A 22,963-nucleotide genomic window follows, 5' to 3' on the forward strand; every position below is an offset into this window, starting at 1 on the left:
TAACCGATACCATCCAGAGTAAGAACTTATAAGGAGATTCCACCGTGGAACGTCAGCAACAGCAAGCTCAACAGCAGATGAGCTCCAGCGCACCCCTTGAGCAGAGTCAGCTTCAAATTTCTCACCAGACCGCAGAGGTTAATCAGAACCTAGTGTCAGAAGTCGATGACATTCTGGCTGAAATTGACGGTCTTCTGGAAGAAAATGCTGAAGACTTCGTCAAGGGATTCGTTCAAAAGGGCGGCGAATAAAATACTGCCCTCATCGAAGAGGACGTAAAGAAGGGCGATAATGGAACGTAGAATTTTTGGTGTTGAAACCGAATTTGGGATTAGATATATCCCACGCGGGCTAGGGCCTCTTGCACCGGAGGAGGCGGCCCGTAAGCTCTTCAAACCTGTGGTTGATAGTTGGCGCTCCACCAATATCTTTCTGCCCAATGGCGGTCGTCTCTATCTTGATGTTGGCTCTCACCCTGAATATGCAACGGCCGAAACCGCTACCCTGCGTGATTTACTCGCTCACGATAAAGCTGGTGAATACCTCTTCAACGATTTGGTGAACCAGGCTCAGGATAACCTCGAAGCTGAAGGCTTCGACGGGCGGATTTTCCTTTTCAAGAACAACGTGGATTCAGCGGGTAACTCCTTTGGGTCGCATGAAAATTACATGCTTGAACGAAAAGTGGAATTTAGCAGACTGGTACGCTCGCTCATCCCTTTTCTGATTACACGTCAGATTATGGTCGGGGCGGGCAAAACTCACCCTTCCGGCCCGCCAGAGTGGTCCGGTCGTCCGCTGGGACCTCAGAATGAACCTAGTTTTTCTTTCTCTCAGCGTGCCGACCATATCTGGGAAGGCTCCTCAACGGCGACAACGCGTGCCCGCCCCCTGATTAATACCCGTGATGAACCGCATGCTGACGCCTCACTCTACCGCCGTCTGCACGTGATTAACGGCGATTCGAATATGTCTCAGGCAACCACTATGCTCAAGGTCGGTGCTACTGATCTTGTGCTGCGGATGCTTGAAGATTATTACCCCTTAGCTGACTTTGAAATCAGAGATGCTGCAACAGCTCTGCGGGTTATCTCGCACGATTTGACCGGTAGCGCCCGTTTTAGTCTTGCCGATGGTAGCGAGCGAAGCGCTGTAGAGATGCAACGTCATTACCATGCTGCGGCCTGTCAGTACGTTGAAGCTAAAGGCCCGCACCACGAGGATGTGCCTTATATCCTAAATCTGTGGGATCGAGCTTTGACAGCCATTGAGACCGGGGATAGCAGCGGTATCGATACAGAAATTGATTGGGCCATTAAGAAAAAGCTTCTGGATGCCTATATCAGCCGAGGCGCTAGCGGGTATGATGACCCCAAAATCCAGCAACTCGACCTTGCCTATCACGATATTGACCCTGACCGCGGGATTTATAATGTGCTGAATCGCAAGGGTCTCATTAAAACAGTGATATCGGAGTCTGAAATTGATCGGGCAGCGATTGAGCCACCGGCGACTCGGGCTCGTATTAGGGGTAGTTTTATCAGCGCAGCCCGCGCGGCTGGTGAGCCTTTCACCGTAGACTGGGTACATCTTAAGCTGAATAGTCGGCCCCAGCTCAGCGTGATGTGTAAAGACCCCTTTGCCGTGGAAAACGCAGAGGTAGCTTCCCTCATCGAAGAATTACAGCAAAAGAAATCTACAGTTTGGGCTCCTCCCTTTATCTAGAAAAGGGCCTCATAGCCGGCACCCAGCTTCCTCAGCTATGATAAACGGCGAGAAGTCCTGCGTCCGACGGGCGCTTCAACAATGAAAGAGATGTACGTGAAAAAGAAAACGACATATATCGCTACTGGTAGCGCTGTCCTTGCCCTGCTACTCAGTGCTTGCGGTGGCGGCTCGGGCGATAAGCTTGAAGACGTTGATTACTCCCTCAACGGGGCAACCGCTCAACCCTCAGCTTCCTTCGCGACTCCCTTCGCGGCATCCGGTACCGAAGCCCGCATTGTTGAAGAGGGCACTGGCGATGAGATTGTAGATGGAGATACCATCCTCGTTGATGCAACCGTATTCAACGGTGCAGACGGTAGCTCTGTTGGTACTACTTATGCTGACGCTCCCATGGTCATTCCGGTCACTGATCAGCTCAAAGAAGCTGCACCGGAACTCTACGAAATACTCGCTGGGGCAAAAGTAGGAACTACTTTCTCCTACACCACCAATATTGATCAGGCGTCTACCTCAACAGCCGAGGCAACACCTACCGTATCTCCAGGAACCGCAACCAACGTTGAGGTTTACACCGTCACCAGCAAGCTCCTGAAATCAGCAGAGGGCGTGGAGAACGAAAAGAAGTCTTCAGCTCTGGAAGAATTTAGCGTAGGTGATGATGGTGCACCTACCCTCAAGCTGGCGGAGGACCGTGGCGATGCGCCCACCGAGCTCTACACCGAGGATCTTATTACCGGTGAAGGCGCCGTCCTTGGTGAGAACGACACCGTTTACGCTAACTATGTAGGTGTCACCTGGTCAGACGGTGCTGTTTTTGATGAAAACTTCAGCACTCAGCCTCTTAGCTTCTCCCTCAACGGAGTTATTGAAGGCTGGAAGGAAGGCCTGAAGGGTAAGACCGTGGGCTCCCGAGTCCTGCTTCAGATTCCCAGCGAGCTAGCCTACGGTGAGGACGCTGCGGACTCAGGTGCTCCCGAAGGTGCTCTGGTGTTCGTGGTAGATATCCTTGGTTCATCACAGGCTCGTACCGCGGAGGCTACCTCATCAGCACCTGCCGAGTCCAGTGATAACCCTGAAAGTACGCAGTCACCTGAGGCAACTGCCTCAGCTTCGGAATAGAAATACCTAAGGAGTTTATATGTCATTTGGACAGCGAAACCTTGATCGCAGTAAGCCCGAAATCGACTTCCCTGAGGGTGGGGTTCCCCATGAGCTAGTGATTATCGATGAAATTGAGGGCGCGGGTGAGACCGTAGAACGCGGATCCACGGTATCTGCACACTATGTTGGGGTAGCTTTCTCCACTGGTGAAGAATTCGATTCATCATGGAACCGCGGTGAACCTCTCCGTTTCCAGGTGGGTGTTGGAATGGTTATCCAGGGCTGGGATGAGGGTCTGTTAGGTATGAAGGTTGGTGGGCGACGTCGTCTGGAGATTCCTTCGGAGATGGCTTACGGCTCACGTGGCGCTGGTGCAGCTATTGGCCCCGATGAAGCTCTCATCTTCGTGGTTGACCTAGTTGATGTCAGCAAGTAATTAGAATGCTCAGCGTGTTTAGTCCCCGGTTCTTATGAACCGGGGACTATTTTAATGAGTAATGACTTCTAAAGCAGTTGAACGCGCTATTACGCTTCTTGATGTGCTGGTATCAGCCCCGCATGGTCTTGACCGTAACCAAATTCGCCACCGTGTACCTCAATACTCACAAGCTTCCAGTGAAGCAGCTTTTGAGCGTATGTTCGAAAGAGATAAGGATGTGTTGCGGTCGGTGGGGCTTGACCTTATCTCTCACCGTGTTCAACATTCGGAAGTAGGCTTTACCTATCGTGTTGAGACCGGTGACCGCCCCTCCCTAACGCTGGGACCAATTGATGTCTTACTTTTGTCCCATCTCAGCACGGCTTGGCAGGGCACGAGCCTTGAGCGCTACGCTTCATCAGCGATGCTTAAAGTGGGAGCTAATGCCGGGCTTAAGATAGGCGAACTACTGGGAGATACCCCTCGGTTCTCTGACGAAATTGGTCTCGTTGAATGCCTTGAAGCGACCGCTGAAGAAAAGGGTCTGAGCTTCCTGTACGGCACCTCTGCTCAGGTCCGCAAAATATCCTGCTGGGGTTTGGGCCTTAGATTTGGGCACTGGTACGTTTATGGCTGGGATAGAGACCGTAGAGCAGAACGTATCTTTCGGCTAGATCGTATGTCCGGCACCAAAATCCTTGCTGCCAGTAGCTTTCCCGCACCCCCAGATTTTTCGATGCAAGAGGCATTGAGCCGTATCGGTTTTGCTGAGCTTCCGCTCGTGGCATCTCTGCCGCTCAAACATATTCATTCTTCGGAAGCCTGCACGGAGCTACCCTCTTACTCACCGCTAGAATCTGCTGAGCACGCTGTTCTCAACGGTGCAACTCATGAGCTCACTGAACAGCAGCTAGCTTCGGTTAATGTTGATCGGAGTCAGCAGAGCCTTGTGATCGAAGCTGAAAGAAACCTGCGTACTGCTCTTGACCAAGCACCTGAAGAAACACTAGGTGCGCTGCCCCACGGTTTAGTGTGGAAGCCCGTCAGCGCGCAGCGCGAGCGCGAAACAGCCTCTCAACAACTCACACGAACTTTTATCATGCTCTCGCTCATCAGTTCCCGCGGTGGCATGGCGCTCTCCGATCTTTCTGATTACTTTGATCTGCCTCCGTCTAAAATACGGTCCAACTTGGAGGCTGTTGCTGCAAGCGTTACCTTCGGAGCCCTATTCGTCACCATCGATAGCGATGACTGGGTAACGGTCGATGGAAAAGTAGAAATGACCGGCGGGGCGCCACTAACAGCGGTAGAGACCGCAACACTTTTACTAGCCATTAACCTCAACCATAGTTCTGAGCAACAGCTAATGCTTGACAGTTTAGCCATCAAGCTCAATGAGAGCTCTGTACAAACACAGCACTTTTGTCACCGGTTTTCTGTGTACTCAAATGACACGGTGGGCGTGTTTCAGGAGGCAATAGCTTCAAAGGTTCCCTTGGAACTTACCTATAGTTCTTATCACGGGGTCAGTCAGAGAACGGTTGAGCCTCTCTCCTTAGTTAATAGAGACGGCCCTCGCTACCTTCGTGCTTGGTGCCGTTCAGCACAGGACATACGTCATTTCAGGCTAGACCGCATCGGTGCTGTGCACGTACTCACTGATGATGCTTTCCAGTCTGAGCCTGTTGATGATACAGACTCCAGCCTTCACAGCTGGCGTCACCAGCTGGTCAATCAGCCTCATCGTGAAGCAACTTTGGTCGTCCCAGCTCATTTGACGGCCACTTCACGCGCCAAAACTCAGTGGATTCTCGAGCAGTATGCCTCTCATATAGCCCAGCAGGCTGGAAACCACTTTTATAAGCTGCCGCTAGTAAATGAGATCTGGCTATTTGAGCTCATCATCTCTCTAGGGGGCTGTGCTCAATTGCTTCAGCCATGCGACGTACGGCGGCACTTTCAGCTGAGATTGGCTGGCAGAGAAGAAGACAGCTGAGCGTAAATTAACTAAAGGAACCGTGATAAGCCCGGTTCTAAGCAAGTCCACAGCCCAATATGTTCATGGCATCTCCATAACCGGATATATAATTGGTCGTATGCCTTGGTGGTTTTGGATAGTTTTATGGAGCGTGCTCGTGTTGAGCTCGCTATCCTTTCTAGCCTGGCTGCTGTGGCGCGTCCTGCGTAAGGGGTTAGCTACTTTCAAAGCTGCTGAAGAATGGGAGAATCTCATTAGTTCACAGTTAGGCGACACCGCTGTGTCAACCGCTGTCAGAGGCCCGCAACCTGTGGCACTTTTTCAACCGGTGTCTGTTACAGCCCGCGAATTTACTCAAGGCGCACACCAACGAACGCTTGACCGTGCCAAGAGGCGTATTAAGCGCCGCGATCAGCTAGGTCAGCCCCAACTCATCGGAGATTTACTCAGTAAATCTCAGAAAGGTGACGAACGTGCTCGGTAACCTCGGCCCCGTCCATCTGCTCATTCTCCTCATCATTATTATTCTTCTTTTCGGTGCACCTAAGCTTCCCGGTATGGCCCGTAGCCTGGGGCAGTCCATGCGTATCTTCAAATCTGAGGTTGATGGCCTCAAGAATGATGGCAAAAAAAATACTTCATCAACTACCACCAACGATGGCGTGGTTTCAGGTGAAGTTATTAATAATCCTTCATCCACTGACCAGAACACCGGGTCACACCGCGCCGACTAAACAGCCTCGGCGCTCCATTTCAAGCGTTCGGATTCCCTGAACCCGTGCTCCTTTGTCTAGGAGCACGGGGTTCTGGGGCTCTAGGTACACCGCTCATAAAAGGTAGGCATGGCTAAACCAAACAGTCGAAAGAACAACCCCCAAGCAACCATGGCTTTGGGCGAACACTTTCGTGAATTTCGCAACCGGCTCATCAAAGCTGCCCTTGCAACTCTTCTGTGTGCCATCGCAGGTTTTTTCCTCTATGACCCTTTCATTCAGGCCATTAGTGAACCTTTCACCGCAATCAATGAACAAGCGGGCCGTAACGCTACTCTCAACTATGCTTCTGTAGCTTCCCCCTTTGACCTGTTGGTTAGAATTTCACTCTATATAGGTCTTGTGTTGGCCTGCCCAGTATGGCTGTATCAGCTGTGGGCATTCATCACTCCCGCTTTGTATAAGAGAGAAAAAATATACGCACTCAGCTTTGTGTTCAGCGCGGTCCCGATGTTTTTCTTCGGTATCTGGCTAGCCTGGGTTTGTCTGCCTACAGCTATTAGCACCCTACTGATGTTCAACCCAGAGGGCACTGATAATATCGTTGTAGCTGATGTCTATATTGGCTTCGTCGTCAAATTCATGCTGGTCTTCGGCATAGCTTTTGTGCTCCCTGTCCTTCTCGTAGGCCTTAACTTCATGGGTCTTTTGAGCGGTAAGACCATCAAGAAATCGTGGCGCTGGGTCATTGTACTCGTGGCCTTCCTCGCTGCGATGGCTGCTCCGGGCACAGATATTATGACCATGTTCTACCTCATGGCTCCTCTGCTCATTTTCTTCTTTGTTGCTGTTCTGATCTGCCTTTGGAACGACAAACGTCGAGCCAAAAAGCAAGCAAAACTTGCTGGTGGGCTCAGCCCGGACGAGCTGGACCAAGCTACCAGTTTTGAGGACCTTCAGCATATGGGCAATACCAACCGCTTATAAAGCGCTGCCATTTACCCCAGTACCATTCGGTGCTGGGGTTTACTTTGTTCGCGGTGAGGAGGAAACAGCGGGAGAGAGGGCATCTGACGACTAGGATGGATGTATGGCAAGTTACGCTGAACAATATTTTGAAGCAAGAAAACGCAATGAGTATTCAAAGACTGAACTCTCAGTTTTTGAGAAGACCCTCGATTTTTCGATAGACCCATTCCAGCGTGATGCCTGCTCGTCAGTTGAACAGGGCAGGGGAGTTCTTGTAGCGGCTCCAACTGGCGCTGGTAAAACAATCGTTGGTGAATTTGCCATACATCTCGCTTTGAAACAAGGGAGAAAAGCTTTCTACACCACCCCCATCAAGGCTCTCAGTAACCAGAAATACAACGATTTAGTCGAGGTGTACGGCAGCGAATATATCGGGCTGCTGACGGGGGACACTTCCATCAATTCTGAGGCTCCCATTGTCGTCATGACAACTGAAGTGCTTCGCAACATGATTTATGCTGAGTCAACCACCTTGAATAATCTTGGCTACGTTGTCATGGACGAGGTCCACTACCTGGCTGACCGTTCCCGTGGTGCTGTGTGGGAAGAAATCATCATCCACCTTCCTGAACATATTTCAGTAATTGCTCTTTCCGCGACTATTTCTAATGCCGAAGAGTTTGGTGCTTGGCTCGATACAGTGCGCGGGAAAACTGACATTATTGTTTCTGAACATCGCCCTGTTCCCCTGTGGCAGCACGTGATGGTGGGCAAGTCTCTACTCGATCTCTTTGACGGTGATACAACCGTTCAGGACGCCGCAGAATCTTCCGAGATGCCGGAAGTAAACCCTGAGCTACTAAGGATTGGGCGTGGGCGACCTTCCCGAGCCCGTCAGGAAAAGTCCTTCTCCCGCATGGGGCGGGGCAAGCAACGTCGTACCCAGGAATACCAGCGTGGTCGCGAGCGCGATAGCGGCTTCTCTGCCCCATCGAGAGGCTCTAGGGTGAGCCGGCCGGAGATGATTGCTACCCTGGATAAGAACGGTCTTCTACCCGGAATTTGCTTTATTTTTTCCAGGGTAGGGTGCGACGCTGCGGTAACCCAGTGTATTGATGCTGATGTGCGGCTTACTACCGATGCTGAAGCGCAGACTATCCGCGCCTATGTGGCTGAGGCGACGGCGTCCTTAGATATCAAGGACTTAGCGGTACTGGGGTTTTATGAGTGGCGTGAGGGGTTAACTCGGGGTATTGCTGCTCATCATGCGGGCCTTTTACCAGTTTTTAAAGAGGTAGTCGAAACCCTGTTTTCTGAAGGTCTGGTACGTATGGTTTTCGCTACCGAAACCCTTGCATTGGGTATCAATATGCCAGCTCGTTCAGTGGTACTGGAAAAACTGACTAAATTCAATGGCGATACCCACGTCGATATAACCCCCGGTGAGTACACTCAACTGACTGGCCGAGCGGGGCGCCGGGGAATCGATATTGAAGGTCACGCTGTGGTGATGTGGCGGCCCGGACTAGAGCCTCAACAGGTTGCAGGTTTAGCGTCCAAGCGAACCTATCCACTGAATTCTTCTTTCAAACCTACCTATAATATGAGTGCAAATTTGCTGGCTCAATTTGGTGCTGAGCGTACCAAAAAAATTCTTGAGTCGTCCTTTGCCCAGTTCCAGGCTGATAAATCTGTAGTGGGAATTGCGCAACGGGTTAGAAAGAATGAACGTGCTTTAGCCGGTTTCGAGGAGGCAATGACCTGCCACCTGGGTGATTTTACAGAGTACGCGAGGATCCGTAGGGACCTGAAAGACCTAGAAAAAAAGCTTGACAAGGGTCGCAATAGGTTGCGGCAGTCCCAGGCGCGTGCTTCGCTGCTTGATCTGATGCCCGGAGATATCATCGATATACCTCACGGGCGCAACAGCGGCCCGGCAGTGGTGCTGGCACGAGCTGAGTCTTTTGACGATCCTAAGCCGTCCATCCTTACGATGGACGCTCATTTACGCAGGCTTGATTCTCGTGACCTTGAAGGCCCCCTTCTGCCCATCTCAAAAATCAAGGTCTCTAAAAGGTTCACTGGGAAGACAGCTAAAGATCGTAGGGATATGGCGTCGCGAATGCGGGAGGCCTTGTACCAGGGGTTGCCTGCTCGCGAGAAATCTCAAAAGCGATACTTTACTGAGCGAGAAGATGGTGAGACAGTCCGGCTTGAAAACCTGAGAAAACAGCTGAGGCAGCACCCTTGTCATGGCTGTTCAGACCGCGAGCATCATGCCAGGTGGGCTGAACGCTGGTATAAATTATCGCGTGATACCGACGGTCTGCGTCAGCAGATTGAGCGTCGGACCAACACCATTTCTCAAATTTTTGAGCGAATCACGGCTCTTCTTACGGCCTATAACTATGTTGAGGTAACTGAGCAGGGGAGCCGCCAGCTTACTAAGCAGGGGAGTACCTTGCGCCGTATCTATGGCGACAAGGATTTGTTGACCGCCCTTTGCCTGGCAGATGGCTTTTTGGATGAATTGGATCCCGCAGCAACGGCTGCCGCTATTTCGGTCATGGTCTTTGAGGCTAAGAGGGATGAGCAGAACATTCTTCGGAAGTATCCCACCAGAGAGTTGGAGCCTGCGTTGATGAAAGTGGTGAAGCACTGGAGCAAGCTGACCGATGCTGAGAAACTTCACCGACTGCCTCAGACTACTACACCTGACTTTGGCATGGTGTGGCCGATCTATAAGTGGGCTCGTGGGCAGTCACTAGCTTCGGCTATTGATGGCACAGACCTGGCCGCAGGTGATTTTGTCCGGTGGACTAAACAGGTCATTGACTCACTAGACCAGATAGCGCACGTATCAACGGCTGAACCCCAACTTCGCACACAGTGTGAAGCAGCCATCAATCTCTTACGACGCGGCGTTATCGCAGACCAGATTTAAACGTTTCCACATTTTCTTTGAAGGAGGGCCTTATGGCTGCTCAAGTATTTCTAGATGGTTCTGTCTATAGCCCCGTGGATCCCTTTGCCACAGCCCTAGTAATGAACGAGGGCGCGGTTGAATGGGTTGGGCAGGACGCTGGGGCCCGTTCCATTCTTGATGAAAGCATGCAAAGCATCGAACTAGGGGGAGCACTTGTCGTTCCGACCTTTTCATTAGCTGCAGCGTCCGTAGCATCGGTAGAAGATGCCAAGGCGCTTCTGTCCGTTTGCCGGTCACAGGGCTATGGGGAAGTCAACCTCTTTAGTAAGCACAATTTTCTGAGCGAGAATGCTGCTGGTTCGGAGCTTAAGATTAACACTTATCTTTCGGCAGAAGCACTGCTAAACCCCTCAGAGCTACCGACCAATATCAAAGGTGTGTATTTCACTGAGGATTCTTTGAAACACCTGTCCCTGCTAACCGTAGCGGTGGAACATCAACTGATCGTGTCAGGAGCTTTCACTACCAGCAGCTCTGTCAGAGTATTTCTAGACAAAGTTTCATCTCTCGAACCTCTCGACCGTCTGCGAATCGCCCCGCGCCTGGACGGCATCTTTTCTCTCGAGGATGATCTCATTGACCTAGCACGGTCCCTCCATGTGACCTTGGGCTTTTCATCAGATTACACTTCGGCAGGTGATAGCCTCTCGAGAGCTCTATCCAGCGGTGCTGCTATTACCCTGGGCTCTGATCCTTTGGCTAAGACTGCGGCGTTTGGCTGGGACTTAGTCAGCGATGCTGTGAACGCCCCTGAACATCAGGCAATCTCGGCACGTGCGGCCTTCCAGGCACTGACCCGTGGCGTTCAACGCGCTAACGGTGTATCTTCACCCTTGGCAGGTCAACTTGTACCGGGTGCTCCAGCTAACTTTGCCCTGTGGAATGTGACTGAGCTGATGGTGCAGACTCCGGACTCGCGTATCTCAGCTTGGAGTACCGACCCCAGGGCCAGAACACCGCTGTTGCCAGCGCTATCGTCTGATGTTGATCGTCCAGTTCTATCATCTGTTTACCTAGAGGGTAAAGCTCTTAAAAACATAGGTCCAACTGAGCTATGTAAGGATTAATGTAAAGCTCGACGGTAACTATATAATGAGAAGTCGGTTGATGAAACCGTGCAGCCCGCCCAAAGGGATTAACCAAGGAGAACTATGCGAGTCTTGACGATCATTCCTACCTACAACGAGAAGGAAAACCTTCCGCGTGTGGTAGAAAGGCTCCGTGCTGCTGTACCCGACTGCGATATTCTCGTCGTTGATGACAATAGCCCCGATGGAACAGGCAAGCTTGCTGATGATATGGCTGCCTCAGATTCACAGATTCATGTGCTACACCGCACCACTAAGGACGGTTTGGGTGGAGCCTATCTAGCAGGTTTTGACTGGGGTTTGGCTGAGGGGTATGACGTCTTAGTAGAAATGGACGCGGACTGTTCACACCAACCCGAGCAACTTCCCTTGCTGCTGCGCGCAATTGAGAATGGAGCCGATCTAGCAATTGGGTCAAGGTATGTTCCCGGCGGTAAGACCAAGAACTGGCCAGCGCATCGTCTGCTTCTTTCACGAGGAGCTAATCTTTACACCCGCCTTATTCTGGGCACCACAATTAAAGACATCACTGCTGGCTATCGTGCTTACACCCGAGAAGCCCTGCAGCGTCTTAACCTTGACGGCATCGACTCAAAAGGCTACGTATTCCAGGTAGATCTGGCATGGCGTTCAGAAAAAGCCGGCCTAAAGATTGAGGAAGTTCCGATTACGTTTATTGAGCGAGAAATTGGTAGTTCAAAGATGGATGGCAACATCATTTTTGACTCCATGAGTAAGGTGACACGCTGGGGTCTATCCTCTCGTTTTGAAGGAGCAAAGAGCAAAATCTCAAACCTGAGAAAGTAAGCTGTTTAGCTTCTCCATGAAAGCTTGAAGCCCCTTACCTGTTAGGTAAGGGGCTTCAAACGTATAAAATTACCGATTTCTAGATGGCGTGACGCTCACGGTAGATATCTAGACGCTGCTGCAGAGTCTCTTCTAATTCCTCGATACTCCGGCGTTCCAGAAGCATATCCCAGTGAGTACGTACTGGCTTTTCGTTGCTTTCCTCAACCTTGCCGTCTCCAGAGACAAGGAAGGCTTCCTTGCCTGACTTAGCGGGCCATGTTGCCGGGATTTCAGCTTCCTGAGCGAAGGTTACAAATAGACGTTCGCCATCTTCAGTGCGGTACTCCACGCGCTGGCGAGGTGCCGGCTCAACGCCAGATTCGGTTTCCATCGACTGAGAACCAAGACGCATTCCGCGAAGGCTGCGATCGCTCATTATTTTCCTCCAAAAAGATGACTGTATGTCTGAAGTGCATAACGGGTATGCAGCACGGGTTTATTCCCGTTTAAGACCAAACTCTAATTATAGCCGGGCGAACAGTTTTAGCGAGTCGAATCATCGAGAGCGTTAGTCGTTTCTGTTGCAGTGTCAGTAGGTATTTCAATTCCTGAATCTAGCTTATCCAGATTAGGGTTGAGATCCTCTTCAGTAATCCGAACAACTGGAGTATCAACGATGGGGGAGACCGGTGCTGATTCGTCAGTCTGTTCCTCTACGTCTGGTCCTAGGTTGCCAGGGGTGAAAGCATTCCCGATGCCGCGCAGAGCGTCACCAAGTTCGGTGGGGATGAACCACAGCTTATTAGCATCGCCTTCAGCAAGCTTGGGTAGAGTCTGCAGGTACTGGTAAGTCAGCAGTTTCTGGCTGGGATTAGATGAGTGAATGGCATGGAAGACCTTTTGAATGGCCTGCGCTTCACCGTCTGCACGGAGAATAGCTGATTTAGCGTCACCCTCTGCAGTTAGGATCTGAGACTGCTTTTCACCTTCAGCACGCAGAATGGCTGCACGAGAATCACCCTCAGCGGTTAGAATCTGTGACTGCTTCTGACCTTCGGCAGTAAGGATAGCTGCACGACGATCTCGTTCAGCGCGCATTTGCTTCTCCATGGAATCCTGAATGGAATGTGGAGGCTGAATTTCTTTAATATCAACGCGGGAAACGCGGATGCCCCAACGTCCGGTCGTAGTATCAAGTACGCCGCGAAGTTCAGTGTTGATCTTGTCTCGTGAAGTCAGAGTTTCTTCAAGGTTCAGTCCACCGACGACGTTACGGAGAGTAGCGCTGGTGAGTTCATCTACAGCGTGAATGTAGTTGGTGATTTCATAGGTTGCTGCTTTGGGATCAGTGACCTGAAAGTAGACGACAGTATCAATACCTACGACGAGATTATCTTCAGTAATTACTGATTGGGCTGGGAAAGAGACAACCTGCTCACGCAAATCGATGAGGGGAAGTACTCGGTCAACAAAGGGAACTGTCACGTGGAAGCCGGGGTTCAGTGTTGTGTGGTATTTACCCAAACGTTCAACGATTCCAGCGCGAGCCTGGGGGATGATACGTACCGCTTTGAGCAAGACGGTAATCACCAAGATGATGAGGGCAATCAGTATGATTGCAACCGTTAGATTAATGATTGACAAGGGGATTTCCTTACAAAATGGGGGTTAGAGAGCTGTTAGGTAGGCTGTTGCGCCTTTGATGGCCGTAACCCGGGCGTTGGTGCCAGAGGGTATAACCATTTCGGGGCTAGAGGGCCTGGCGGTCCAGGTATCACCGGCAAGCGTCGCTAAACCCGCTGTTGAAGTTACTGTTTCAATCACTAAAGCAGTCTGGCCCACCAAACCATCGGCGTTCATCGGAGTATCTGGTGAACTTTGATGAAATTTCTTGATGAGCGGCGGCCTTAGTCCGAGCAAAAGGGCGATGCTAACCGCCGCAAAGATGACAACCTGAGCCACAATGGAATCGACCCAAACAGAGCTGCCGGCAGTAGCCAAGGCAGCAACAGCCATCATGAGGAACACGAAGTCCAACATCAAGATTTCGATAATGCAGAGAATAATTGCAATGGCCAGCCAAAGAGCCCACAGGTTGTCCGAGAACCATTCGATCATGTATACCTCCTGTGAAGATTAAGGATATTTCTATTCTCTATTCTCTATGAACTTGATGAAAAGAACCTATGATTGTACCCGTGGTTCAGATGAAATATGGCTATTTCTGGACTATACTGAAACGCCGATAATATACATTATGTAAAGTAATGTTTTTGAACGCTCCCCTCACCCCGGGATATGTCAGTGGACTAAAGTAATTAATATGCCTCTATCATCTTCAACCAAACAGCTTCCAAATCAGTTTTTACGTTTGTGTATCGACGTGGCGCTCGTTCTAATATTTATTGCTATCGGTCTAATGAGCCACGGCGAAGACCTTAGCGATATCCTCAGAGCGTCGGCACCTTTCCTGACATCTGCACTTTCTGCCCATATTCTGATCTGGGTCATTAATACCAGGAGAAACCTCCCCTTGATGGCAGAAGCAATTATTGTCTGGAGCATTACCCTAGTCGTCGGCATGGCTCTACGAATCAGCTTTGGTGATACCGCAGCAACAGCATTCGTTATCGTTTCTACCCTGACGCTTTTTGTTTTCTTGGTCGGATGGCGACTCATTATCATTTTCGTTGGGCGTAGTCGTCGGTAGTAGTTATCTGAAAAAGGGAGTCCTACGCTGTTGTAAGACCCCCTTTTTCCTTAACTCTCAACCATTACTTGTTTGCGCTATAAGATACCCATTTTTCAAGAACCTGCAGGGCCTTGCCACTATCAATGGCTTCCCTGGCTCTTCCAATTCCTTCAGCAAACCGCTGGTCGAAACTTATGCCTTCAACCGGGCTGTAGGCAGTAATTGCAGCAGCTGCGTTCAGTAACACAGCGTCCATGATAGGACCCACGGACCCCTTCAAAGTTTCATGTACTACTTGAGCGTTATGTTTTGCATCGCCACCGCGCAGGTCGCCCATCACACCTAAGGGAAAACCACAATCTTCTGGGTTTAGTTCGTAAGCAGTAACTTCCCCATCGAAAGTTTCCCATACATATGAGGGGCCAGTAATTGTAATCTCATCCAGTCCATCAGAACCCCGCACAATGAGTGCATGGTCCCCTCTTGATGCAAAAACTTGAGCAATACGTTCAGCCATCTCATGATCTGCGACACCAATAGCTGAAGATCTAACCTGTGCAGGGTTAGTCATGGGGCCAAGGTAGTTAAATGCAGTAGGTACCCCTAGGGCTTTTCGTGCGGGGGCCACATGTTTCATGGAAGGGTGGAATATCTGAGCAAAGAGGAAAGTGATTCCAACTTCTGATACAGCTTGAGCAACATCTTTAATGCTCATGTTGAGGTTGACACCTAGTGCTTCAAGAACGTCTGCACTACCGCTAGATGAAGAAGAAGCTCTGTTTCCGTGTTTAATGACAGGAATACCGGCCCCGGCAACTACTAGCGAGGCCATGGTTGAAATATTGACGGTGTTTTGCTGGTCTCCCCCGGTGCCTACAACATCTACTGCCGATGAGGTCACCTCAATAGGTTCTGCCTTCTCAATCATGCCTTGAGCAAGTGCTTGCAGCTCCTGAGGAGTTTCACCCTTAACATGAAGTCCAACTAGAAATGCACCAATGATCGCTTCGGGTGTCGCCCCGCTCATAATCTCATCCATAGCCCAAGAAATTTCATGAGATGTGAGATCATGTTGGGCGGTGAGACGATTTAGTATGTGTTTCCATGATAGGTCTGTTGAATTAAGCATTCACCCAGTCTATGGCGCTTATAGGTAATCTCTCCCCCATGACCCGGTTTGTTGACAGGGAGAGCGGCGACTTCTTCGTGCGCTTCGACATAACTGCGTAACACCGCTTTCAAATAGGGCATTTTATGCAGGATTTACAACACACCCCACGACAAACAGCCCCGCCTATTGGTTCATGGCGAGTTTTACAGACATAATGTCTATGTGACAACTGCAACCCATACTCCAAGTAAGTCGGCTCATGCCGCTCTAAATCGACCAAACCAGGTAGCCGTGGGCACCGTGGTTTGGTTGGCTTCTGAGCTCATGTTTTTTGCCGGCCTGTTCGCCATGTACTTCACGCTTCGTGCTTCACGCCCCGATATTTGGGCTGAGAACACACCCCTGCTTGAAGTCCCGCTCGCTCTCGCTAACACCATCGTGTTGGTCTTGAGTTCCGTTACCTGTCAGTTCGGTGTTTTTAAAGCTGAACAGCTAAAGCCCCGTCGTACCGGTTCCATCTTTGACATTCGCCAGTGGGGAATGATCGAGTGGTTCCTTCTTACCTTCATCATGGGTGCGTTCTTCGTATCCGTGCAGGCTTACGAATATGCCAACCTTGTTTCCGAAGGCATGACTATTGCTTCAAGCGCTTACGGTTCCGCTTTCTACATCACCACCGGCTTCCACGCCCTCCACGTGACTGGCGGTCTTATCGCGTTTCTGCTGATTATTGGCCGCGCGTATGTTGCCAAGCGTTTTGGCCATTACGAAGCAACTTCAGCAATCGTTGTTTCTTACTACTGGCACTTTGTTGACGTCATCTGGATCGTATTGTTCCTGGTCGTCTACTTCCTCAAGTAAGCCAATCGCTAAATTAACCATCCATAACTAGCACACACTAAGGAACAAACAACGTGAAGGCACTTTCTCAAAAGCGGCGCCATCCGCTCGCAGCTCTTGTGTTGCTTGCCCTTGCTCTGCTTCTCTCCGGTGGCCTCTATGCAGTTGCCACAGCTACTAACGAAGCCCAGGCTGCAACAAGCACCTCCTACAGCGCTGAAGATATCGCAGAGGGCCAGAAGCTTTTTGTATCTAACTGCGCAACCTGTCACGGAACCAACGCAGAAGGCTCAGTAGACGGCCCCTCACTCATTGGTGTTGGTGCCGCTGCTGTTGATTTCCAGGTTGGAACCGGTCGTATGCCTATGCAGATGCAGGGTGTTCAGGCTCAGCTTAAGCCCGGGCAGTTCAACGACGAGCAGACGATGCAGCTTTCAGCTTATGTAGCTTCACTCGGTGCAGGCCCCACCATTCCTGAGGACGAATACCTCGATGTTTCCAAAGGCGATGCAGCTAACGGTGCAAAGGTATTCCTAGCAAACTGCGCTATGTGCCATAACGCTGCTGGCGTTGGTGGCGCTCTTACTCGCGGTAAGTTTGCCCCCACCCTGATGGGCGTATCAGAGAAGCACATCTACGAGGCAATGGAAACCGGGCCTCAGAATATGCCCGTTTTCAGTGATGTAAACATCACCCCTGAAGAAAAGCGCGATGTGATTACCTACCTGAAGTCTCAGGAAGTAAATACCCCCGTTGGTGGTTTCGCTCTAGGCTCGCTTGGCCCCGTGTCTGAAGGTCTTTTGATCTGGACTCTCGGTCTCGTGATTGTCATTGCATTCACCCTGTGGCTCACATCACGAGCTGCATAAGCTTTAGCACACACATAAATTTCGTACCAAGGAAGATTTGAGGCAACACATGGGAAACCATAGTGACGGCGTAAAGGCTCATACCTCTGCCGTAGTTACCTCTCAAGAGGCAAGTCAGGAGAGGTTCCCCGATCCGGGGCTTCCCCCGCACGCTCCACGTCTGACCGACGTGGATTCTAAAAAAGCCAAAGGTGCTGAGCGACAGGTAGTTCTACTATTCGTCATCTCAATACTCGGCTCCCTGCTGTTCTGGGTTGGATACTTCGGTATCGAGGTCAGCGGCAACTTCTACGATGTCATGAACCCCGAACCTAACAAGATGCTTCGTTTGCAGAACCTGCTCATGGGTCTTGGCGTCGCTTTCGCGATGTTCGGTATTGGTATCGGCATCGTCCATTGGGCACGGTCACTCATGCCTGACCATGAGATGGTCGAAGAGCGTCACGCGGTTACTTCTGAAGAGGACCGCGCAGAGGCTCAGGAAATCATGGAAACTATCATCGAAGAAACCGGTATTAAGCGTCGCCCTCTGTTGCGTAATACCCTCATCGGTTCGGTTATCCTCGCTCCCCTGACTTTTGTCACCCTCTTCCGTGATCTGGGCCCTGCTGATCCGTCAGTACTCAAGTACACCATGTGGGACGAAGGTGTCCGTCTCGTTCGTGACCCCTCAGGTACTCCTATCAAGGCTGCTGATGTAACCCTTGGATCTGCTTACCACGTTCTGCCCGAGACCCTTTCAACCCTAACCCACGAAAATGGGTACTTGGAAGAAAAGGCCAAGTCAGTTGTATTGTTGATGCGTCTCGATCCCAGCGAACTCAACGTTTCTGAAGGCCGTGAAGACTGGAACGTAGACGGCATCATCGCCTACTCAAAGGTCTGCACCCACGTTGGCTGCCCCATCGCTCTCTATGAGCAGCGCACCCACCATCTGCTGTGCCCCTGTCACCAGTCAACTTTCGATGCTGCTAACGAATGTGAAGTTGTTTTTGGTCCCGCAGGTCACGCCCTGCCTCAACTTCCCATCCGAGTTGACTCGGAAGGCTACCTGGTCTCACAGAGCGACTTCCACGAGCCTGTCGGTCCCGGTTACTGGGAACGCGCAAAGCACGTTAAAGAAATGGCAGGTGAAGCATAATGTCGCACTCACTGCAGTCCGATTACAAAGCTAAGACAACAACAGGGCGCATTGCTCACTACGTTGATCAGCGCGTAGGCGTATCTGGCATCGTCAAAGAATTTGGCCGTAAGATCTTCCCTGACCACTGGTCATTCATGTTCGGTGAAGTTGCTCTGTACAGCCTCGTCATCTTGATTTTGTCAGGAACCTTTCTGACCTTCTTCTTCAACCCCACCATGGTTTCGGTGACCTACGATGGTTCATACGTCCCCATGAAGGGCGTAGACATGTCAGGTGCTTACGCATCTGCCCTGGACATCTCCTTCGATGTACGCGGCGGTCTGCTCATGCGCCAAATTCACCACTGGGCAGCCCTCATGTTCATGATGGCCATGACCGTGCACATGTTGCGTGTGTTCTTCACCGGCGCTTTCCGCCGTCCTCGTGAACTCAACTGGGTTGTTGGTGCAACGCTGATGATTGTTGGCATTCTTGCTGGTTTTACTGGCTACTCGCTTCCCGATGACGTTTTGTCAGGCAACGGTCTTCGTATTATCGACGGTATCTTCAAGTCGATTCCGCTCATAGGTACCTACATTTCACTGTTCTTCTTCGGTGGTGAATTCCCCGGCTCCGCAATCATTAGCCGTCTCTACAGCCTTCACATCATGGTGATCCCCGCAATCCTGCTTCTGCTAGTTGCTATTCACATGTTCATGGTGGTCATCCACAAGCACACTCAGTACCCTGGCCCAGGCCGTACTGAGAACAATGTGGTTGGCTTCCCCGTTGGTCCCGTATATGCAGCTAAAGCCGGTGGCTTCTTCTTCATTGTCTTCGGTATTATTGCGCTCCTTAGTGCAACCTTTACTATCAATGCATTGTGGAACTACGGACCCTACGATCCCTCCCCTGTTCAGGCTGGTACCCAGCCCGACTGGTACGTAGGATTCGGTGATGGTGCACTGCGTTTGTGGCCTGGCGTATGGCCCTTCCCTTGGGAATTTGAATTCCTGGGTGGAACCTGGGTGCTTAGCGTTCTGCTCCCCTTCGCTCTCATGGCGGGCAGCGTCATAATGGCTATGGTCTTCTGGCCTTGGATTGAGCGGTGGGTTACTAAGGACAACCGAGTTCATAACGTTCTCGATCGTCCTCGAAACGCTCCTTTCCGCACAGGCGTAGGCGTTGCAGGTATCATCGGTTACGCAACCCTTATGATTGCAGCGAGCTCAGACCTTATTGCAACACACTTCCACGTTTCGTTGAACGATGTTGCTTACGCGCTACGCGCAAGCTTCCTGGTCGGTCCTCTCATCGGCTTCTACATTACTCAGCGTATTTGTTTGGCACTGCAGCGTAAGGATCGTGAACTGGTTCTTCACGGTATTGAGACCGGTAATGTGGTGCAGCTGCCACACGGTGAATTCATCGAAGTTCACAAGCCTGTTGATGAATACCGTCGTTACGCTCTCGTCGATTTCGAGTCGCCCGCTCCCCTCCCGGCTCAGCCGAACAAGAAGGGTAAGGTCAATCCCATCGAGAAAATTCGAGCTGGTCTTTCAAAGATTTGGTTTGAAGATCGCGTTGTAGCTGTGACTCCTGCTGAGCTCGAAGCAGCTCACCATGATCACCACAGTGACAACGCTGTTGAGGGTAGCGTTTCAGCTTCTCTTGAAAAGTAAATAAGCGGTTGTAGCTAGATGCGGGGCACCTCACGGAGGTGCCCCGCATTTGTTTTAAAAATGTTAACTATTTTGGTGGGAATTAGGTGTGTTGATTATAAGAACCCTGCCCCGCCCGTGATTGGCTCTTCCTGAGCTGTCCTGAGCTGTCCTGAGCTGTCCTGAGCTGTCCTGAGCTGTCCTGAGCTGTCCTGAGCTGTCCTGAGCTGTCCTGAGCTGTCCTGAGCTGTCCTGAGCTGTCCTGAGCTGTCCTGAGCTGTCCTGAGCTGTCCTGAAAGGCTACTAAGGGGTTACCCAGGGACTTTGTATTGCACAGCGTGATAAAGCTCAGGGATCTTTGGTGAAAACCATGAATTTCTCGCAGGGTCTCGTGACCAGTAGTAAAAGGTTGTAAAACGAAAGACAGAGAGAACTAAGGTCGGGCGAACGGAGGCCCTATAGACCGACGATAAACCTTAGAGGCAAGCCCACTTCGCAAGAATTAACGGGTATGAGTCTACACACCATAGCTCACTCAATCACTCATAAATGAGGCTAAAAACCGTGAGCCAAATACTAAGTTACGGACCTCTGACTCATTCTCGCTGCATTGACTGTAACCAGGAGACTTTAGCCGGTACTTACAATCTACGAACAAGCCTGCCTCTGGGAAATGGTTTAGATGCAGTTCTTGATAGTTGTTTTGGATACAAAAAAGTTGGTGCCCGGAACTATTTAGAACCGGACACCAACCTGTTAGTTATTTAGAAAACTAGTGAGCGTGATCGCCACTGTTGTATTCATAAACCCAACCTATAACTGCAACCGCTGCAACGGGCAACGACAGGAGGAATACCCACCAGCCGACAGCTAAACCGACAACGGCGATAGAACAAGCCACGCCAATCAACAGGGGCCACCAAGACCATGGTGAATAGAACCCATAATCGCCAGCAGCGTGCGAAATTTCGCCATCAAGGTCTTCGTAGGGCATATCTGGATGCTTCTTGTCAGTGAAGGACAAGAAGTACCAGAGGAAAAGACACATGACAGCTGTTGCAAGAAGCGCTGGGAAACCGGCCCAATCATTAAAGTCAGTCATGAACCCGTAGGTGATACCAACCGGAATCAGGAATACACCGATGAGACCAAAAATCTTTGAAAAAAGTTTCATACTATGTCCCCTATCGTGCGCTGATCTGGCGAGCAGCCGCAGCGACGTCGTTGTTGGTTGACAGCTCCGGATGGTGCAAGTCAAGTGCAGGACGCTCTGAACGGATGCGGGGAAGAGCTGTGAAGTTGTGGCGAGGTGGCGGGCAAGAGGTAGCCCATTCCAGAGAACCGCCAAATCCCCAAGGATCATCAACATCAACGGTCTTAGTTGAACGGTAAGTGATGTATACGTTCCAGAACCAGGGGATCATCGAGATAGCGAGAATCATGGAACCGAAAGTTGAGAGCTGGTTCATCCAGGTGAAGCCGTCTTCAGGCATGTAGTCAGCGTAACGACGTGGCATACCGTCCACACCAAGCCAGTGCTGGACCAGGAAGGTCGTATGGAAGCCAATGAAGAGCAACCAGAAGTGAATTTTACCAATGCGTTCGTTGAGCATTTTACCGGTGAACTTGGGCCACCAGAAGTAGAAGGCGCCGAACATACCGAACACCAAAGTACCGAAAATAACGTAGTGGAAGTGTGCTACCACGAAGTATGAGTCTGAAAGGTGGAAGTCAAGCGGAGGAGCCGCCAGGATAACGCCGGTGATACCGCCGAACAGGAAGGTAATAAGGAAGCCGAAGACCCACAGCATGGGGGTTTCGAAGGTAATCGAACCCTGCCACATAGTACCGATCCAGTTGAAGAACTTAACACCAGTAGGAATACCAATGAGCATCGTCATGAACGAGAAGAACGGAAGCATTACCGCACCCGTGACGTACATGTGGTGAGCCCATACGGTTACTGATAGAGCAGCAATCGCGATGGTAGCGAAAATCAGACCCTTGTAACCAAAAATCGGTTTGCGTGAGAAGACCGGAATAATTTCGGAAACGATACCAAAGAAGGGCAACGCCAGCACATACACCTCAGGGTGACCGAAGAACCAGAAGAGGTGCTGCCACAGAATGGCTCCACCGTTTTCAGGATCAAAGATGTGGCCACCTAGGCGGCGATCCATGCCCAGGGCAAACAGAGCTGATGCAAGGGGCGGGAAGATCATGATGATCAGAATCGCAGTGATGAGCGTAGTCCAGGTAAAGACCGACATACGCCACATGGTCATACCGGGAGCACGCATACAGAGGATGGTGGTCAGGAAGTTGACGCCACCCATGATGGTGCCGAAGCCCTGCAAGGCAAGACCGAAGATCCAAAGGTCGCCACCAACGCTAGGGCTAAAAGTGGTGCTATTCAACGGTGCATAAGCGAACCAGCCGAATGACGCAGCGCCCTGAGGAGTAATAAACCCAGCAATAGCGATGAGTGAACCGAAAAGGAAGAACCAGAATGCTAGTGAGTTCAACCGTGGGAAAGCAACGTCAGGAGCACCAATTTGAAGAGGAACGATGACGTTAGCAAAACCAACAAACAGCGGGGTACCGAACATGAGCAGCATGAGAGTACCGTGCATGGTAAACAGCTGATTGAACTGTTCCTTGGTTTCTAGAATCTGCATACCGGGAGAGAAAAGCTCTAGACGCATAATCAGAGCCATAACACCGGCAAAGCAGAAGAAAATGAAAGAAGCGATCAGGTACATGTACCCGATGGTCTTGTGGTCGGTGGAAGTGAGCCAATTGACGATAATTCGCCCTTTAGACTTGGGCACCACCCGCGGAATAACACTGCCGTTAGTTGTGTCCGCTGAATACTCAAGAGTAGTCACGGGTTACCT

Annotated in this window: 22 protein-coding genes; 16 read left to right on the forward strand and 6 right to left on the reverse strand. The window is 50.8% G+C overall.

Features of this window, described 5'->3' with window-relative positions; translation table 11 throughout:
* Positions 1-44 precede the first annotated feature (44 nt).
* From M3668_RS06800 to M3668_RS06850, 11 genes are all read left to right on the forward strand, one after another.
* On the forward strand, positions 45-251 hold the full coding sequence (locus M3668_RS06800; protein WP_251380068.1) for a ubiquitin-like protein Pup: 207 nt from the start codon (positions 45-47) through the stop codon (positions 249-251).
* 40 nt (positions 252-291) lie between these two features.
* Positions 292-1,725 (forward strand): Pup--protein ligase, encoded by a 1,434-nt coding sequence (gene pafA, locus M3668_RS06805; RefSeq protein WP_251380069.1) that lies wholly within the window; start codon positions 292-294, stop codon positions 1,723-1,725.
* A gap of 90 nt (positions 1,726-1,815) precedes the next feature.
* Complete coding sequence (locus M3668_RS06810) at positions 1,816-2,847, forward strand: FKBP-type peptidyl-prolyl cis-trans isomerase (protein WP_425570014.1); 1,032 nt, start codon at positions 1,816-1,818, stop codon at positions 2,845-2,847.
* Positions 2,848-2,866: 19 nt separating this feature from the next.
* Positions 2,867-3,265, forward strand: coding sequence for an FKBP-type peptidyl-prolyl cis-trans isomerase (locus M3668_RS06815; RefSeq protein WP_251380071.1), 399 nt, complete (start codon positions 2,867-2,869; stop codon positions 3,263-3,265).
* A 61-nt stretch (positions 3,266-3,326) separates the two neighbouring features.
* Positions 3,327-5,243, forward strand: a complete 1,917-nt coding sequence (locus M3668_RS06820) for a helix-turn-helix transcriptional regulator (RefSeq protein ID WP_251380072.1) — start codon at positions 3,327-3,329, stop codon at positions 5,241-5,243.
* A 139-nt stretch (positions 5,244-5,382) separates the two neighbouring features.
* Positions 5,383-5,709, forward strand: a complete 327-nt coding sequence (locus M3668_RS06825) for a hypothetical protein (RefSeq protein ID WP_251380073.1) — start codon at positions 5,383-5,385, stop codon at positions 5,707-5,709.
* Positions 5,699-5,959, forward strand: coding sequence for a Sec-independent protein translocase subunit TatA (gene tatA / locus M3668_RS06830; protein WP_237202732.1), 261 nt, complete (start codon positions 5,699-5,701; stop codon positions 5,957-5,959). Before M3668_RS06825 ends, tatA begins: the two co-directional genes overlap by 11 nt.
* Before the next feature lie 108 nt (positions 5,960-6,067).
* A complete protein-coding gene (gene tatC / locus M3668_RS06835) occupies positions 6,068-6,925 on the forward strand; it encodes a twin-arginine translocase subunit TatC (RefSeq protein WP_251380074.1) in 858 nt (285 codons plus the stop codon).
* Positions 6,926-7,028: 103 nt separating this feature from the next.
* Positions 7,029-9,851: a DEAD/DEAH box helicase gene (locus M3668_RS06840; protein ID WP_251380075.1), complete on the forward strand. Its 2,823-nt coding sequence runs from the start codon at positions 7,029-7,031 to the stop codon at positions 9,849-9,851.
* Between the two features lie 32 nt (positions 9,852-9,883).
* Positions 9,884-10,960: a hypothetical protein gene (locus M3668_RS06845; RefSeq protein ID WP_251380076.1), complete on the forward strand. Its 1,077-nt coding sequence runs from the start codon at positions 9,884-9,886 to the stop codon at positions 10,958-10,960.
* An 84-nt stretch (positions 10,961-11,044) separates the two neighbouring features.
* Positions 11,045-11,788: a polyprenol monophosphomannose synthase gene (locus tag M3668_RS06850; protein ID WP_251380077.1), complete on the forward strand. Its 744-nt coding sequence runs from the start codon at positions 11,045-11,047 to the stop codon at positions 11,786-11,788.
* A gap of 79 nt (positions 11,789-11,867) precedes the next feature.
* On the opposite strand, the gene M3668_RS06855 is transcribed toward M3668_RS06850, so the two are convergent.
* The 3 genes from M3668_RS06855 to M3668_RS06865 form a co-directional block, all read right to left on the reverse strand.
* A complete protein-coding gene (locus M3668_RS06855) occupies positions 11,868-12,206 on the reverse strand; it encodes an RNA polymerase-binding protein RbpA (RefSeq protein ID WP_251380078.1) in 339 nt (112 codons plus the stop codon).
* Positions 12,207-12,313: 107 nt separating this feature from the next.
* Positions 12,314-13,405, reverse strand: a complete 1,092-nt coding sequence (locus M3668_RS06860) for an SPFH domain-containing protein (RefSeq protein ID WP_251380170.1) — start codon at positions 13,403-13,405, stop codon at positions 12,314-12,316.
* 33 nt (positions 13,406-13,438) lie between these two features.
* Positions 13,439-13,888, reverse strand: a complete 450-nt coding sequence (locus tag M3668_RS06865) for an NfeD family protein (RefSeq protein WP_251380079.1) — start codon at positions 13,886-13,888, stop codon at positions 13,439-13,441.
* Positions 13,889-14,093: 205 nt separating this feature from the next.
* Here M3668_RS06865 and M3668_RS06870 point away from each other — a divergent pair, with 205 nt between their 5' ends.
* The gene (locus M3668_RS06870) at positions 14,094-14,480 is read left to right on the forward strand and encodes a DUF3054 domain-containing protein (RefSeq protein ID WP_251380080.1); all 387 of its coding nucleotides are present in this window, start codon (positions 14,094-14,096) and stop codon (positions 14,478-14,480) included.
* Between the two features lie 64 nt (positions 14,481-14,544).
* Here the strand turns inward: M3668_RS06870 and trpD are convergent, their stop codons facing one another.
* Entirely contained in the window at positions 14,545-15,591 is a 1,047-nt protein-coding gene (gene trpD / locus M3668_RS06875; RefSeq protein WP_251380081.1) for an anthranilate phosphoribosyltransferase, read from the reverse strand.
* Positions 15,592-15,795: 204 nt separating this feature from the next.
* Here trpD and ctaE point away from each other — a divergent pair, with 204 nt between their 5' ends.
* The 4 genes from ctaE to qcrB are packed head-to-tail and all read left to right on the forward strand — an operon-like array spanning position 15,796 to position 20,087.
* Positions 15,796-16,434 carry an aa3-type cytochrome oxidase subunit III gene (ctaE, locus tag M3668_RS06880; RefSeq protein ID WP_251380082.1) on the forward strand — a complete coding sequence of 213 codons (639 nt, stop codon included), beginning with the start codon at positions 15,796-15,798 and terminating at the stop codon, positions 16,432-16,434.
* 53 nt (positions 16,435-16,487) lie between these two features.
* Positions 16,488-17,282, forward strand: coding sequence for a cytochrome bc1 complex diheme cytochrome c subunit (gene qcrC / locus M3668_RS06885; protein WP_251380083.1), 795 nt, complete (start codon positions 16,488-16,490; stop codon positions 17,280-17,282).
* A 49-nt stretch (positions 17,283-17,331) separates the two neighbouring features.
* Positions 17,332-18,423, forward strand: coding sequence for a cytochrome bc1 complex Rieske iron-sulfur subunit (gene qcrA, locus M3668_RS06890; protein WP_251380084.1), 1,092 nt, complete (start codon positions 17,332-17,334; stop codon positions 18,421-18,423).
* Positions 18,423-20,087: a cytochrome bc1 complex cytochrome b subunit gene (qcrB, locus tag M3668_RS06895; protein ID WP_251380085.1), complete on the forward strand. Its 1,665-nt coding sequence runs from the start codon at positions 18,423-18,425 to the stop codon at positions 20,085-20,087. Before qcrA ends, qcrB begins: the two co-directional genes overlap by 1 nt.
* Positions 20,088-20,838: 751 nt before the next feature.
* Here the strand turns inward: qcrB and M3668_RS06900 are convergent.
* Both M3668_RS06900 and ctaD read right to left on the reverse strand, forming a co-directional pair.
* Positions 20,839-21,240, reverse strand: a complete 402-nt coding sequence (locus M3668_RS06900; protein WP_251380086.1) for a cytochrome c oxidase subunit 4 — start codon at positions 21,238-21,240, stop codon at positions 20,839-20,841.
* Between the two features lie 10 nt (positions 21,241-21,250).
* Positions 21,251-22,954 carry an aa3-type cytochrome oxidase subunit I gene (ctaD, locus tag M3668_RS06905; protein WP_251380087.1) on the reverse strand — a complete coding sequence of 568 codons (1,704 nt, stop codon included), beginning with the start codon at positions 22,952-22,954 and terminating at the stop codon, positions 21,251-21,253.
* Positions 22,955-22,963: the final 9 nt, after the last annotated feature.

The sequence above is a fragment of the Rothia sp. P100 genome (genome assembly GCF_023712425.1).
Taxonomy (GTDB): Bacteria; Actinomycetota; Actinomycetes; order Actinomycetales; family Micrococcaceae; genus Rothia; species Rothia endophytica.

Bases quoted from the DNA above. Each gene is read 5' to 3' on its own strand.
- qcrB (WP_251380085.1), top strand. From the start codon at position 18,423: ATGTCGCACTCACTGCAGTCCGATTACAAAGCTAAGACAACAACAGGG.
- M3668_RS06845 (WP_251380076.1), top strand. From the start codon at position 9,884: ATGGCTGCTCAAGTATTTCTAGATGGTTCTGTCTATAGCCCCGTGGAT.
- M3668_RS06820 (WP_251380072.1), top strand. From the start codon at position 3,327: ATGACTTCTAAAGCAGTTGAACGCGCTATTACGCTTCTTGATGTGCTG.
- M3668_RS06870 (WP_251380080.1), top strand. From the start codon at position 14,094: ATGCCTCTATCATCTTCAACCAAACAGCTTCCAAATCAGTTTTTACGT.
- M3668_RS06865 (WP_251380079.1), bottom strand. From the start codon at position 13,888: ATGATCGAATGGTTCTCGGACAACCTGTGGGCTCTTTGGCTGGCCATT.
- M3668_RS06810 (WP_425570014.1), top strand. From the start codon at position 1,816: ATGTACGTGAAAAAGAAAACGACATATATCGCTACTGGTAGCGCTGTC.
- M3668_RS06850 (WP_251380077.1), top strand. From the start codon at position 11,045: ATGCGAGTCTTGACGATCATTCCTACCTACAACGAGAAGGAAAACCTT.
- tatC (WP_251380074.1), top strand. From the start codon at position 6,068: ATGGCTAAACCAAACAGTCGAAAGAACAACCCCCAAGCAACCATGGCT.
- M3668_RS06815 (WP_251380071.1), top strand. From the start codon at position 2,867: ATGTCATTTGGACAGCGAAACCTTGATCGCAGTAAGCCCGAAATCGAC.
- pafA (WP_251380069.1), top strand. From the start codon at position 292: ATGGAACGTAGAATTTTTGGTGTTGAAACCGAATTTGGGATTAGATAT.
- M3668_RS06855 (WP_251380078.1), bottom strand. From the start codon at position 12,206: ATGAGCGATCGCAGCCTTCGCGGAATGCGTCTTGGTTCTCAGTCGATG.
- trpD (WP_251380081.1), bottom strand. From the start codon at position 15,591: ATGCTTAATTCAACAGACCTATCATGGAAACACATACTAAATCGTCTC.
- qcrA (WP_251380084.1), top strand. From the start codon at position 17,332: ATGGGAAACCATAGTGACGGCGTAAAGGCTCATACCTCTGCCGTAGTT.
- M3668_RS06840 (WP_251380075.1), top strand. From the start codon at position 7,029: ATGGCAAGTTACGCTGAACAATATTTTGAAGCAAGAAAACGCAATGAG.
- M3668_RS06900 (WP_251380086.1), bottom strand. From the start codon at position 21,240: ATGAAACTTTTTTCAAAGATTTTTGGTCTCATCGGTGTATTCCTGATT.